We start from the raw sequence: 14,108 nt of genomic DNA, 5'->3' as shown, positions 1-14,108 counted from the left end.
AGGCGATGACGCCGTGCCGAAGGGCGCCCGTCATCGCCTGCCTGCCGGCGACGAGCGGCGCGGCCGCCGCGGAGCCGTCGAGGGACGCATGATAGCCTGCCACGAGATCCACAAGCATTTCGGCGGATTCCACGCCGTGGACGGCGTGTCGCTCGAGGTTCCCAAGGGGACGATCACCGGGCTGATCGGCCCGAACGGCGCCGGCAAGTCGACGCTCTTCAACGTCATCGCCGGGGTCTACCAGCCGACCTCGGGCCGGGTGACGATGGCGGGCGAGGACATCACCGGCCTCGCCCCGCACGCGCTGTTCGCCAAGGGGGTGCTGCGGACGTTCCAGATCGCACGCGAATTCGCCTCCATGAGCGTGCTGGAAAACCTGATGATGGTGCCGGGCGACCAGAGCGGCGAGCGGCTCTGGAACACCTGGTTCGCCCGCCGCCGCATCGCCGAGGAGGAGGAGCGCCTGCGCGCCAGGGCCGAGGAGGTGCTGGCCTTCCTGGCGCTGACGCATGTGCGCGACGAGAAGGCCGGCAACCTCTCCGGCGGGCAGAAGAAGCTGATCGAGCTCGGCCGCACCATGATGGTCGATGCCCGCATCGTCTTCCTGGACGAGGTCGGCGCCGGCGTGAACCGGACCCTGCTCAAGACCATCGGCGAGGCGATCGTGCGGCTGAAGCAGGAGCGCGGCTACACGTTCTGCGTCATCGAGCACGACATGGATTTCATCGCGCGGCTGTGCGACAGCGTCATCGTCATGGCGCAGGGCCGGGTGCTGGCGCAGGGCGCGCCCGCCGAGATCGTGCGCGACGAGAGGGTGATCGAGGCCTATCTCGGCACCGGCCTGAAGAACAAGGTCGTCGCGGCCGGCGCCGGCGAGGCCATGATCGGCGGGGTCGCGCCATGACGGCCGCCTCCGTGCCGGGCGCGGCGCCCTTCCTGATCGGCCAGGCAATGACCGGCGGCTATGGCGGCGCCGACATCCTCAAGGACTGCACCATCGCGGTGGAGAAGGGCGAGGTCGCGGTCATCGTCGGGCCGAACGGCGCCGGCAAATCCACCGCCATGAAGGCCGTGTTCGGCATGCTGGGGCTCCGGCAAGGCCGGGTGCGGCTTGCCGGCGAGGACATCACGCGGCTCCAGCCGCAGCAGCGGGTGGCCAAGGGCATGGCCTTCGTGCCGCAGACCGAGAACGTCTTTCCGTCCATGACCGTGGAGGAAAACCTCGAAATGGGCGCCTTCCTGCGGCGCGACGACTTCCGCCCCACCATGGAGCAGGTCTATGCGCTGTTTCCCGTGCTGAAGGACAAGCGGCGCCAGGCGGCGGGCGAGCTCTCCGGCGGCCAGCGCCAGCAGGTCGCCGTGGGCCGGGCCCTGATGACCGAGCCCTCGGTGCTGCTGCTCGACGAGCCGACGGCCGGCGTCAGCCCCATCGTCATGGACGAATTGTTCGACCGCATCATCGACGTGGCCCGCACCGGCGTCACCGTGCTGATGGTGGAGCAGAACGCCCGGCAGGCGCTGGAGATCGCCGACCGCGGCTATGTGCTGGTGCAGGGCGAGAACCGCTTCACCGGCACCGGCGCGGATCTGCTCGCCAACCCCGAGGTGCGCAGCACCTTCCTGGGAGGCTGACGGCGGTGGACATCCTCAACGCACTCGTCGTCTTCGGCAATTTCGTGCTGCTCCCCGCCACGACCTACGGCGCCCAGCTGGCGCTGGGGGCGCTGGGCACGACGCTGGTCTACGGCATCCTGCGCTTCTCGAACTTCGCGCATGGCGACACGATGGCCTTCGGCACGGCGGTGACGATCCTGGCGACCTGGGGGCTGCAGGCCGCCGGCATCGGCATCGCGCCGCTGCCGACGGCTCTCCTCGCCCTGCCGGTCGGCATCGCCGCCACCGTCCTCGTCGTGCTGGCGACCGACCGTCTGGTCTATCGCCATTATCGTACCCGCAACGTCCCCTCGATCACGCTGGTCATGGCCTCGCTCGGCGTCATGTTCGTGATGGGCGGCCTGGTGCGCATCCTCATCGGCGTCGCCGACCGGCAGTTCGCCGACGGCGAGCGCTTCGTCTTCACCGCCGCGCAGTTCCGCGAATGGACCGGCCTGACGGAGACGCTCGCCCTGCGGACCACCCAGGCCATCACGCTGGTCGCGACGGTGGTGGTCGTCGCCTGGCTGCACTGGTTCCTGACGCGCACCCGCACGGGCAAGTCCATGCGCGCCTTCTCCGACAACGAGAAGCTGGCGCTGCTGTCGGGCATCAGCCCCGAGCGGGTGGTGACGATCGTCTGGGTGCTCTCGGCCGCGCTGGCGACGCTCGCCGGCGTCCTCTACGGCCTCGACAAGTCGTTCCGGCCGATCACCTATTTCCAGCTGCTGCTGCCGGTCTTCGCCGCCGCCGTGGTCGGCGGGCTCGGCAATCCGCTCGGCGCGGTGGCCGGGGGCTTCATCGTGGCCTTCTCGGAAGTCTTCGTCACCTACAGCTTCAAGAAGGTCTTCGCCTATCTGCTGCCGAGCGCCTGGCAGCCCGACGGGCTCTCGCAACTCCTGAGCACGGACTACAAGGTCGCGGTCAGCTTCACCGTCCTCGTGCTCGTCCTCCTGTTCAAGCCGACCGGCATCTTTCGAGGCAAGGCCGCATGAGCACGACGACACGGGATGTCCTGCTGTTCCTGGCGGTCGCCGCGCTGATCGCCTCCACCGGCCTCACCCAGAGCTGGAACGCGGCGCTGGCGATCGTCAACATGGGCCTGATCTCGGCCGTCATGGCGCTGGGCGTCAACATCCAGTGGGGTTATGCCGGCCTCTACAATGTCGGCACCATGGGCTTCGTGGCGCTCGGCGGCCTGGCGACGGTGCTGGTGGCCCTCGACCCGGTCCCCGGGGCGTGGCAGGCCGGCGGCATCCGGATCATGGCGGCCCTGGTGTTCGGCGCGGCGGTGATCGCGGCGGCGGCGCTGCTCCACAGGCGCCTGCCGAAGGGCGGCCGGCGCATGCTGGCGATCGTCGCGCTCCTGGTCGCGGGCCTTGCCGTCTACAGGCTGATCCTCGATCCCGCCGTCGCTGCGGTCGAGGCGATCAACCCGGCCCTGCAGGGCAATCTCGGCGGCCTCGGCCTGCCGGTGCTGCTGGCCTGGCCCGTGGGCGGGCTGCTCGCCGCCGGCGCGGGATGGCTGATCGGCAAGACGGCGCTCGGATTGCGCTCCGACTACCTGGCCATCGCCACGCTGGGCATCGCCGAGATCGTGATCGCGGTGCTGAAGAACGAGGACTGGCTGGATCGCGGCGTCAAGAACATCGTCGATATCCCCCGGCCGCTGCCCTACGAGGTCGACCTGCAGGCGAATGAGAGGTTCCTCTCCTTCGTCGCCGGCATCGGGGCGGATCCCGCCGCCGCGTCGGCGGTGACGGTGAAGCTGCTCTATGCCGGCCTGTTCCTGGTGGTGCTGCTGGTCCTGGTCTGGCTGTCGGAGGCGGCGCTGCATTCGCCCTGGGGTCGGATGATGCGGGCGATCCGCGACAACGAGGTCGCGGCCGAGGCCATGGGCAAGGACGTCACCCGACGGCATCTGCAGGTCTTCGTCCTGGGCTGCGCGGTGCTGGGCATCGCCGGCGCCATGCTGGCCACGCTGGAAGGCCAGCTCACGCCCGGCGCCTTCCAGCCCCTGCGCTTCACCTTCCTGATTTGGGTGATGGTGGTGGTGGGCGGCTCGGGCAGCAATCGCGGCGCCGTGCTGGGCGGCTTCCTGATCTGGTACCTGTGGGTGCAGGTCGAGCCCTGGGGCAACGGCCTGATGGCGCTCCTCACCGCGGGCCTGGCGGAGGGCTCTCCCCTCAAGCAGCACCTGATGGAGGGCGCCGCCCACATGCGCCTCCTGGTGATGGGGGTGGTCCTGATCCTGATGCTGCGGTTCAGGCCGAGGGGGCTCATCCCGGGAAAGTGAAGCCGGCGGTCCGCTCGCAGGCCGGATCGCGTCCCGGGCCGCCGGACGCCGGACGGCCCCGGAGCGTTTTGCGATTTGACGGACTCGCGTCAAGTCGCAAAGACGCGTTGAAACAAGGAGCTGGAGCAAAGCGCGTTTCACCAAAACGCGCTTTGCTCTGGTCGGCAAGGGGGACGGATCTGCCCGCCATCCATCCGGCCCGGCCTGCACCGGGCATCCTCGCCCCGTGAGATGAAATCCGCCTCAGGCGGCGAGGGAAGCGGTGAGCTCGATCTCCACCTTCGCTCCGGGGGACGGCAGCTGGCAGATCAGCAGCGTGTTGGTCGGGCGGATGTCGCGGAACGTCTCGCCGAGCACCGCGGCCACCTCCTTCAGATGGCTCGCATCGGTGATGTAGACGCGGCAGACCACGGCGTTCCCCAGGCCGGCGTCGGCCTTCTGCAGCGTCGCCGCGATCGAGGCCAGCGCGTTGCGGGCCTGGTCGGCGGCGCTCTCGGGCATGGCGCCGGTCACGGCGTCCCAGCCCATCGTGCCGGAGACATGGATGGTGGTGCCGTCGATCACCGCCTTGGCATAGCCGGCGAAATCCTCCGACGCCGCGCCCGAGAAAATCCGGTTCTTCATCGTCGACCTCCTGTGTGTCGGCGGCGAGTCTAACGGAGGCGGGTAAGCGCGGAACCGCGAAGAGTTGAGCGATCGGGCGGCGCTTTTACGCGGTCGGGCGGCGGGGCGGGACGCATTCCATGCGATGCGAGCGATGCCCTTTAGGGAGATGACGCAGCAGTGATTCGCTCTTCTACGTATTAATGCGCCCTCGTTCGTGTTCATGATTGTCATGGTGGCGCTTTTCAATTAGCGTTTCAGAACTAATGCTGATGATGTCGGGCGTGAGGGGCTCGGGGAAGTGCCATGACATACAGGCTTCACGCGGCTCGTGGGCGAGTCGTCGTATCCTTTTTGTTGCTTGCCTCTGCGGTTTCGGTCGTCGGCGGACGTGCTCCCAGTGTCGCAGCAGAGAGAGCCGTCCAGGCAGCCCCAGCATCTGTGGCCCCAGCGTCGAAGCTTCTCCCGGTCGCGCCTCTGGCTCCGTCGGCATCCTCCGGCGGTGCGCCCTCGGTGCCGGTTTCCGATCCGACAAGGGCGGCGACCGGGAGGGAAGCGGGTGCGGAGGCGTCCGCCATCAAGCCGACGTCCGCTCCTGCGGTCGGTGCGGCGCAAGCGGTGCTGTCTGGTTCGGTCACGGCCCAGGCGCAGCAGGATCGAGACCCGGCAGCTCCTGCGGTGGACGCTCCTGCCTCTCCCTCCTCCGCAAGCAAGGAACGCCCCGCGGGCGAAGCGCCTCAGGCGACTCCACCCTCGGCAGACGCAGCGGGTTCCGAGGGCGCCAAGGCACCGGCCGCGACCACCGTCACGGCCGAGCCCGACCCGGCCACGGATTTTTCCTCGACGCGCGAGCTTGCGAGCAAGGGGACGTCCGATCCCTTCACCGGCTCGTTCACGCAGAGCGTGCCGATTGCCGTGCCGGCGTTCCACGGGCTCGAGCCGAAGCTGGCGCTGGTCTACAATTCGAGCGCCGGGGCGCAGTCGAACGGCTACTGGGCCGGACTGACCGGCGTCGGCGTCGGGCTGGCGGGCCTGTCCGATATCGTCCGGACCTCGCGGGGCGGCGCGGCGCGCTTCGGCGACGACACGGACCTCGTCTACAAGCTGGACGGCGACGATTTGCTCGCCTGTAGCGCCGCCACGGCGGTCAGCGCCGCCTGCCCCACGGGCACGCCGCCGAGCGGCGTGTCCTACTATGTGACGCGCGTCGAGAGCTTCCTGCGCATCAAGCGCGACGCCAACGCCAACACCTGGACGGTGACGGGGCGCAACGGCACCGTCCTGACCTATGCCCCGGTCTCGACCTGGCCCACCAGCGATCCGGCCCCCTTGCCGGACCTGGCGACCAAGGCCCGCTGGCTGCTGCAGAGCACGACCGACACCCACGGCAACACGGTCAGCTACAGCTATACCTGCGGCGTCCTGCCGGTCTGCTGGCCCACCACGATCGCCTACAACGGCACGGTCATCACCTTCCATGCGCCGCCGGCGCCGGTCTCGGCGCAATTGGAGACGGCACCGGCCTGTCGATCGCTCCGCTGACCCGCCGCCTGACGGCGATCCAGGTCAAGACCGGCAGCAGCGTGGTCCGCGCCTACGACCTCGCCTACGACCAGAGCGCGGCGACGGATGTCTCGCGGCTGCTTTCGGTCACGCCCTACGGCAACGACGCGGTCATCACCAATTTCCACGTCAGCGCCGGCACGGCGCTGCCGCCGACGACCTTCACCTATCAGGGGCAGGCCTTCGACAAGACGACGACAATACTGCCGATCTACATCGCCAACTTGATGGTCGGCGACGCCAATGGCGACCAGTTGCCGGACACGTATGGCGTTACCAAGCTCCAGTCGACGGTGTCGGGCAAATGCAGCATTCGGATAGGATGGTGGGGCTCCTTCCTGCCGTCGGGCCAGACGTCAACCTACCCCGACGCGATCAGTTGTGTCGACGGCGCGACGTCCGCCAACCAGTCCTATATCGCCGCCGATCTCAACGGCGACGGCCGGCAGGACGTCGTGCGCTTCTTCCGTGACGCCATCACCAACGCCGTCACCATCAGCTATATCCTCAAGACCGACGCGGGCTTCGGCGCGGAGGCGACGCTGGCGACGAGCTACGGCGCCTTCGCCAGGCTCATCGGGCCGCTCGATGTGGACGGCGACGGCCGGCAGGAACTGCTGCTGGGCAACAGCCAGTTCACGGACCGGATCCTGTTCTTGCCGCCGCCGGGCGTCACCCCGCCCACGATTTCCGTCCCGGTGAGCGTGACCGACCGCCAGGCCATGCTCGATATCAACGGCGACGGCCGCACCGACCTCGTCCGGGTGGGCCGGGCGACGGTGAACGGCGTCAGCCAGATCCAGGTCAACTATGCCCTGTCGAACGGCTCGGGCTTCACCGCCCAGCAGATCGCCTATTTCCCCGGCGACCTGCTGCCCAAGGAGCAGATCTGCAACAACGTCTCGCTCGGCAACGCCAACGTCCGGGCAGCCGACATCAACGGCGACGGCCGCACCGACATCGTGCTGCTCGAGCCCGATCCGGCCAGCACGCCGACGGACCCGACGGTCAATATCGGCGTGCTGTTCTCCACCGGCTCCGGCTTCGAGCACAAGCTCTGGAAGTCCGGCATCAAGTCGGTGTGGGCCAACGATCCTGCCTCCAGCTGCAAGCCGACGCTGCTGACCGGCGACGTCGACGGCGACGGGCGCGGTGACGTCGTCGTCAACAAGGACAAATATGTCGCGCAGCTCCTGGTGTCGCGGCCATCCGGCTCGCATTGGGAGCTGATCGGCGCCCCCGTCTATTCGATCGTCGATCTCGACGGTGATGGCCGCGATGACATCATACCGATGGACGGCGAGGATGGCCAGCCGGCGAAATATATGGGCTTGACGGGCGTCTATCTTCGCAGCGCCGGCGCCTTCCCCGACCTGATGACCTCGGTCACCGGCCCGCTCGGCGGATCGACGGCGATCGTCTACAAGCCGTCCTCCGGCGTCGTGCACGGCCCGATGCCGGGCGTGGTGCAGCAGGTCAGGACGCTGACCACCGATGACGGTCGCGGCCAGCCGCAGTCCACGGCCACCGCGACCTATTCCTATGCCGGCGGTCTCTATGATGCGTCGGAGCGCCGTTTCTTCGGCTTCCGAACCGTGACGGCGGATCTGCCCTGCAACGCCGGCGAGTCGGTGTGCCCGCGCAAGCGCTACACCTTCCGCCAGGACGCCGCATCGGCCGGCAAGCTGGAGACGCTGGAAGAGACCAGCACGGCCATCGATGCGCCGGTGCTGACGAAGACCATCGAGACCTGGGCGGTCAGGACCACCGGCGGCCTGCAGCCGAACTGGCCGCCGGCCTCGGGGACGGTGCCGGCCCTGACGCTGCCCTATACGGCGTTCAACACCACGAGCGAGAAGCAGGCGCTGTTCGGCCCGACGGTGCGCCGCAGCACGGTCCGTCGCAGCTTCAACGACTACGGCAATGTCTGGTCCCTGACCGAGGACGGCGACGCCGACCAGACGGGCGACGAGCGGCTGACCGTGACGAGCTTCGCGCCGAACACCGCCAGCTACATCGTCTCCGCCCCCAATCATGTGAGCGTCTACGCGGGGACCGTCAGCACGGACCCGATGGTGTCGGACACGCTGATCCTCTACGACGGGGCGAGTTCCTTCACCACGCCACCGACCAGGGGCGACGTCACCGAGGTCCGGCGCAAGCTCGACATCGCGACGTCTCCGACCTGGATCACCACGGCGAAGGCCGAGTACGACGCCTACGGCAACCAGACGGCGGCGATCGATGCGCTCGGCAACCGCACCGAGACCGACTACGACAGCACCTATCACCTGCTGCCGGTCGAGACCCGCAACGCCAAATATCTCGCCGGCGATGCGCGCCAAAGGATCGTGCTCGCCTACAGCGACACCGGGCACAATTACGGCGCCCAGTGCCAGAAGCCGCTGACCGTCACCGACATGAACGGGCAGGTGACGACCTTCACCTATGACGAACTCTGCCGGCTGACGCGGAAGGACCTGCCGCTCAATGCCTTCGTCAAGCTCGCCTATTACAACCTCGGCAACCCGGCGACGCAGTATGTCGACGTCCGCACGCCCGGCTCGTCCGGCACGGCGGAGATCTATGCCAAGACGTATCTGGACGGCTTCGGGCGTACCTGGAAGACACTCGGTCAGGGCCCCGACGCGAGTCACGTCATCACCACGCTGACCGAATACAACGCCCGCGGTGCCGTCGCACGGGCCAGCCGGCCCTTCTACAGCGGCGACACCGCCTACTACACCAGCACGACCTATGACGTGCTGGACCGGCCGGTGGCGATCACCAATCCGGACCACACGACCGGAAGCCCGAGCGTCTCGACGCTCGCCTATGGCCCGTCCAACCTGGCCGGCACCTGGCTGCACGGCTTCCTGGCGGCGACCGTCACCGACGAGCTCGGCCGCAAGTCCGTCGCCCATGCCGACGCCTATGGCCGCACCGTGCGCCAGACCCGGTTCCTGGACGCGGCCGACGCGGCCACGCCGGTCAATCGCTCGATGGTCTACGACGTGCTGGGCCAGTTGACGCAACTGACCGATCCGGCCGGCGCCACCTGGACCAACACCTTCGACACGCTCGGGCGCCGCACCAAGATCAAGGACCCGGACCTCGGCACCTGGACCTTCGCCTATGACGTGGCCGGCAACCTGCTGCTGCAGACTGACGCCAAGGCCCAGCAGACGGCCTTCGCCTACGACAAGCTCAACCGCATTGCGACCAAGACCATCCGGGCCGAGCTTCCCGTCCCGGATCCGGCCCGCGAGGTCACGACCTACACCTATGACGAGGCCCGGACAGGGGCCTTCAACGTCGGGGCCCTGACCACGCTCGCCAACCCGGCCGCCTCCATCGTCAGCGATCGCGACGCGCTCGGACGGGAGTTGCGCCGGACGCTCGGCGTCGACGGCCAGACCTACACCGCCACCACCGACTATGACAAAGCCTCGCGCATCCGCTGGCGCGGCCTGCCGAACGGCTCGACCGTGGGTTCGGACGCCAACCCGTTGACCTATGACGCGGCCGGGCGGCTCGCCGCGGTGCCGCTGCTTGTCAACGGCATCACCTATGACGCCTCCGGCCAGGCCCTCGTGACGACCTATTCCGGCGGCGCCGGCGGCATCGCCACCACCGCGACCTACGATGCCGTGCGCGGCTGGCTCTCGGCGCTGCAGCACGACGCGGGCGGGCAGATCCGCTTGTCGCTGGGCTACACCCGCGCCAAGACCGGCCGCATCGACGCGATCACCAGCGCGACGTCGACCGAGGCCTGGAGCTACACCTATGACCGCATCGACCAACTGCTGCAGGCGACCAACGCCGGCAACGGCGCCTTCAACGAAACGTTCACCTATGACGTCGCCGGCAACCTGATCACCAAGACCGGCGTGGGCACCTACAGCTATGGCGGGGCCGGCGGCGCCGGCCCGCATGCGGTGTCCAAGATCGTTCTGGGCAGCCTGACCTTCGCCTTCAGCTACGACGCCAACGGCAACCTGGTGAGCGGCTACAACCGGAGCTATGCCTGGGACGCGGAAAACCGGCTGACCTCGATCACCTCGGGCGGCGTCACCTCCACCTTCGTCTACGGCCCGGAAGGGACGCGGCTGAAGAAGATCACCAAGGCCAGCCCGCGCGGCTGCACGACCGCGCCGAGCCCGCTGCCGACGGAGACGACGCTCTATGTGTTCGGCGACGAGCGCGTCACCTACTCGGCGTCGGCGGACCCCTGCGTGCCGACGACGCCGACCTGGATCACCTATCCGACCTCGAACACCAAGAAGGAGGCGGTGCCCGGCCAGGCGGTGCAGACCTACGTGCTGCTGAAGGATCATCTCGGCACGGTCCGGGCGGTGGTGGACCGCGCCACCGGCGCGCCGGTGCTCGAGAGCCGCTATGCGCCCTACGGCCAGCAGACGCCGACGACGACCTCGACCGCCACGCGCGAGGCCCGGGCCTATCTCGGCGAGCGCCAGGACGAGACCGGGCTGCTCTACCTCAACGCCCGCTACTACGACCCGAGGGTCGCCCGCTTCGTCTCGCCCGACTGGTGGGACCCGACCCAGGGCGGCGTCGGCACCAACCGCTACGCCTATGCCGCCAACAACCCGGTCAATGTCGGCGATCCCAGCGGGCACAAGATGGGCGACCAGGGCAATGTCGACACGCATGCCAGCGATGGAGGGGGCATCGGCGACTGGAGCGGTGGCGATCATGGTGGCTGGGGTCATGATAGCTCGGGCGGTAACAATGACAGCTACGGTGGTGGCGACGGCTTTGGTGGATGGTTATCCAACCTATTCTCCGGCTTGTTCTCTGGGCCAGGGGGCCCGTATAATGACACCGCTGCAGGAATTGCAGCAAATCCTGCAAACAGTCGGAATGGTGGCTTCTTTGGAGCACTTCTCAGTGGTGGCCCCCAATCCGTCGCACCTCGGAACTATGGGTTGTGGGACTACGAAACGGATAGTGTTCAAGGATTCCAGAGGGCTAATTACGACTATATGAGTTATCTGAGAGCGCAGGCGGTTGAGGTGCGCTTGGAAAGGTATAGTATCCCCCCTGAAATGAGAACGCCCTTGGACAATCTGGCATTTCGCGTTGTCCAAGATGCCCTCAAGAGCATGTTTAGGGCACCGAAGAGGCGAGAATGGGGAGGTATGTTCTACGTAACGAAAATGGGAATTCTGTCATATACGAACCCGACACAGGCCGCTGAGCGCCTTGGTGACAGTCTATATAACATGCAGGACGCTTATCGTTCCGCATCGAAAGAAGGCCGCCCAATAGGTGATTATCATACTCATCCTACCAGTCAGTGGCCAAGTTCCGACGATGTAGACGGAGCGAAAGTATGGGCAAAATCTTACCCTGGATACACATCGTACATTGGAACTACAACATCAGGAATATTGAAATACAACCCCACCGATCCAACAAGACTTGGTGTAATGCAATGACCGAGGGCTTAGCTAGGGTTATTTTCGTTGCCATCTATATACTGTACTTCTGTCCACCTGTGAAAGCAGCCACAGACAATGAGTCACTGCAAATAAATCAACTCCAGCTGCATTTACTGAGGACGGCAGAAAAATATGCGAGAGATATCAATTTGAATCCAGATTACTATGAAGTATTAATAAGCACAGACAATCTTACTAAATATTATCGAGTATTTTTTATGTTCCAGATTTCCGATACTCTGCCAAGGCGTTTTCGCAGCGGCGAAGATGATTATTTTAGAAGCAAATATAGTCGATTTTCAGTGTATATAGATCGGATGACGATGGAGGTCGTAGGGCATTCGACGGACGGTGAAATAATTTATAGAAAAAATCGCTTCCGCCACAAAAACTAGAATTCCCGCAATTCCAGTGACTTTGGGGTGATGGCAGGCGCGTGTTAGGCGCCTGCCATCACCCCAAAGTCACCGGAATTCGGACGTCGACCGAGGCCTGGAGCTACGCCTATGACCGCATCGACCAGTTGCTGCAGGCGACCAACGCCGGCAGCGGCGCCTTCAACGAAACGTTCACCTATGACGTCGCCGGCAACCTGATCACCAAGACCGGCGTCGGCACCTACAGCTATGGCGGGGCCGGCGGCGCCGGCCCGCATGCGGTGTCCCAGATCGTGCTGGGCAGCCTGACCTTCGCCTTCAGCTACGACGCCAACGGCAACCTGGTGAGCGGCTACAACCGGAGCTATGCCTGGGACGCGGAAAACCGGCTGACCTCGATCACCTCGGGCGGCGTCACCTCCACCTTCGTCTACGGCCCGGAAGGGACGCGGCTGAAGAAGATCACCAAGGCCAGCCCGCGCGGCTGCACGACCGCGCCGAGCCCGCTGCCGACGGAGACGACGCTCTATGTGTTCGGCGACGAGCGCGTCACCTACTCGGCGTCGGCGGACCCCTGCGTGCCGACGACGCCGACCTGGATCACCTATCCGACCTCGAACACCAAGAAGGAGGCGGTGCCCGGCCAGGCGGTGCAGACCTACGTGCTGCTGAAGGATCATCTCGGCACGGTCCGGGCGGTGGTGGACCGCGCCACCGGCGCGCCGGTGCTCGAGAGCCGCTATGCGCCCTACGGCCAGCAGACGCCGACGACGACCTCGACCGCCACGCGCGAGGCCCGGGCCTATCTCGGCGAGCGCTAGGACGAGACCGGGCTGCTCTACCTCAACGCCCGCTACTACGACCCGAGGGTCGCCCGCTTCGTCTCGCCCGACTGGTGGGACCCGACCGAGGGCGGCGTCGGCACCAACCGCTACGCCTATGCCGCCAACAACCCGGTCAATGTCGGCGACCCCAGCGGTCACAAGATGGGCGACCAAGGCAATGTCGACACCCATGCCAGCGATGGTGGTGGCATCGGCGACTGGAGCGGTGGCGGTGGTGGTGGTGACAGAGGTCCGGGCGGCAGCGGGGGCGGCGGCTGGGGCGGCGGCGGCGGTGGCTGGGGGGGCCTCGGGGACTTGCTTTCGGACTTGTTCTCTGGGGAGGGCGGGCCGTATAACGACACGGCTGCGGGAGTTGCTGCGGATCCAAGAAATACACGAAATGGCGGCTTCTTTGGTGCACTGCTGGGCGGTGGCAGCGATAGTACCTACGACGATGAAACTAGGGCGTCGACTCATAAACTTTGGCACCATATTTTTGCTGCGATGAGCTTTACGGCTGCGAGAAAGTTCTCGGGCCGCTTGTCATATCGGGTTGCGATGCCTCGGAACTGCTTGATCCTGTTAAAGAAGCGCTCCACGAGGTTGCGCTGCCGATAGACCCAGGGCGAGAAGACAAAGGAGGCCTTGCGGTTTGACTTCGGCGGGATGTTGGCCCAGGCCTTGCGCTCGGCGGCCTTGGCCCGAATGGCATTGTTATCATACCCCTTGTCGGCCAAGAGGATGGTTCCCTCGCCGAGTTGATCCGTCAACGCGTCGGCCTCGGTGCAGTCGGCGATCTGCCCGCCGGTCAGACGGAGGGTGACGGGACGGCCTTCGGCGTCCACGAGCGCGTGGATTTTGCTCGTAAGTCCGCCGCGGGAACGTCCCATGCCGCCATCCTCGCCATCCCCCTTTTTCCCGTGGCCGCATGCTGGTGAACGCGGACACAGCTGGAGTCGATCATGACGATGTCACCATCGTAAGCTTCCGAAACCGCTTCCAGAAGCCGGTCCCAGACCCCGGCTTTCCGCCAGCGGACGAAGCGGTTGTAGCAGGTGGTTGGTGGACCGTAGCGCTCCGGGATTTCTGACCAGGGCGAACCAGTCCGAAACCGCCAGAGAATGCCATTCAGCACACGCCGGTCATCCACACGGGGAACACCGCGCGGTTTGTTCGGCAGGAGCGGCGAAAGAATTGACCATTCATGGTCCGTGAGTTCGTGGCGACGGCGCGTCATCAAAGACTTCCCTGTTCGGAAACCTTGAGACGCTATGTCCATTTGGGCGGCCCGTTCCGCGGCATGCAACAACGAGGGTTGACCGGCTTT

At 66.2% G+C, this 14,108-nt stretch carries 9 protein-coding genes and 1 pseudogene; 8 read left to right on the top strand and 2 right to left on the bottom strand.

Annotation, left to right across the window (positions count from 1 at the left end):
• The first annotated feature begins 88 nt into the window (after positions 1 to 88).
• Genes AC27L4_RS05620 through AC27L4_RS05605 form a run of 4 tightly spaced genes read left to right on the top strand, consistent with a single transcriptional unit; the run spans position 89 to position 3,949 of the window.
• Positions 89 to 904 (top strand): ABC transporter ATP-binding protein, encoded by an 816-nt coding sequence (locus AC27L4_RS05620; protein ID WP_487141068.1) that lies wholly within the window; start codon positions 89 to 91, stop codon positions 902 to 904.
• Positions 901 to 1,632 (top strand): ABC transporter ATP-binding protein, encoded by a 732-nt coding sequence (locus tag AC27L4_RS05615; RefSeq protein WP_487141067.1) that lies wholly within the window; start codon positions 901 to 903, stop codon positions 1,630 to 1,632. The genes AC27L4_RS05620 and AC27L4_RS05615 overlap by 4 nt, the downstream gene beginning before the upstream one ends.
• Before the next feature lie 5 nt (positions 1,633 to 1,637).
• Complete coding sequence (locus AC27L4_RS05610; RefSeq protein ID WP_487141066.1) at positions 1,638 to 2,648, top strand: branched-chain amino acid ABC transporter permease; 1,011 nt, start codon at positions 1,638 to 1,640, stop codon at positions 2,646 to 2,648.
• Positions 2,645 to 3,949, top strand: coding sequence for a branched-chain amino acid ABC transporter permease (locus AC27L4_RS05605; protein WP_487141065.1), 1,305 nt, complete (start codon positions 2,645 to 2,647; stop codon positions 3,947 to 3,949). Before AC27L4_RS05610 ends, AC27L4_RS05605 begins: the two co-directional genes overlap by 4 nt.
• A gap of 243 nt (positions 3,950 to 4,192) precedes the next feature.
• Here AC27L4_RS05605 and AC27L4_RS05600 read toward each other — a convergent pair whose 3' ends face one another.
• The gene (locus AC27L4_RS05600; protein ID WP_487141064.1) at positions 4,193 to 4,573 is read right to left on the bottom strand and encodes a Rid family hydrolase; all 381 of its coding nucleotides are present in this window, start codon (positions 4,571 to 4,573) and stop codon (positions 4,193 to 4,195) included.
• Between the two features lie 597 nt (positions 4,574 to 5,170).
• On the opposite strand from AC27L4_RS05600, the gene AC27L4_RS05595 reads away from it, so the two are divergent.
• From AC27L4_RS05595 to AC27L4_RS05580, 4 genes and pseudogenes are all read left to right on the top strand, one after another.
• Entirely contained in the window at positions 5,171 to 6,094 is a 924-nt protein-coding gene (locus tag AC27L4_RS05595) for a SpvB/TcaC N-terminal domain-containing protein (RefSeq protein ID WP_487141063.1), read from the top strand.
• A 41-nt stretch (positions 6,095 to 6,135) separates the two neighbouring features.
• Entirely contained in the window at positions 6,136 to 11,577 is a 5,442-nt protein-coding gene (locus tag AC27L4_RS05590) for an RHS repeat-associated core domain-containing protein (protein ID WP_487141062.1), read from the top strand.
• 439 nt (positions 11,578 to 12,016) lie between these two features.
• Positions 12,017 to 12,778 (top strand): RHS repeat domain-containing protein, encoded by a 762-nt coding sequence (locus tag AC27L4_RS05585; RefSeq protein ID WP_487141061.1) that lies wholly within the window; start codon positions 12,017 to 12,019, stop codon positions 12,776 to 12,778.
• Positions 12,779 to 12,790: 12 nt separating this feature from the next.
• Positions 12,791 to 12,928 (top strand): annotated as a pseudogene (locus AC27L4_RS05580) (RHS repeat-associated core domain-containing protein); the annotation flags it as partial.
• A gap of 326 nt (positions 12,929 to 13,254) precedes the next feature.
• Here the strand turns inward: AC27L4_RS05580 and AC27L4_RS05575 are convergent.
• Positions 13,255 to 14,018, bottom strand: a protein-coding gene (locus AC27L4_RS05575) for an IS5 family transposase (protein ID WP_487141060.1) whose coding sequence is annotated in 2 segments (ribosomal slippage) — positions 13,255 to 13,703 and positions 13,703 to 14,018 — 765 coding nt in all. Because the reading frame shifts where the segments join, the coding sequence is not laid out codon by codon here.
• Positions 14,019 to 14,108 lie beyond the last annotated feature (90 nt).

Source organism: Labrys sp. Lb11 (genome assembly GCF_057554225.1).
This window is presented reverse-complemented; position numbering and strand designations above follow the sequence as displayed.

Coding starts and splice junctions, on each gene's coding strand:
- AC27L4_RS05615 (WP_487141067.1), top strand. CDS start 901: ATGACGGCCGCCTCCGTGCCGGGCGCGGCGCCCTTCCTGATCGGCCAG.
- AC27L4_RS05600 (WP_487141064.1), bottom strand. CDS start 4,573: ATGAAGAACCGGATTTTCTCGGGCGCGGCGTCGGAGGATTTCGCCGGC.
- AC27L4_RS05620 (WP_487141068.1), top strand. CDS start 89: ATGATAGCCTGCCACGAGATCCACAAGCATTTCGGCGGATTCCACGCC.
- AC27L4_RS05605 (WP_487141065.1), top strand. CDS start 2,645: ATGAGCACGACGACACGGGATGTCCTGCTGTTCCTGGCGGTCGCCGCG.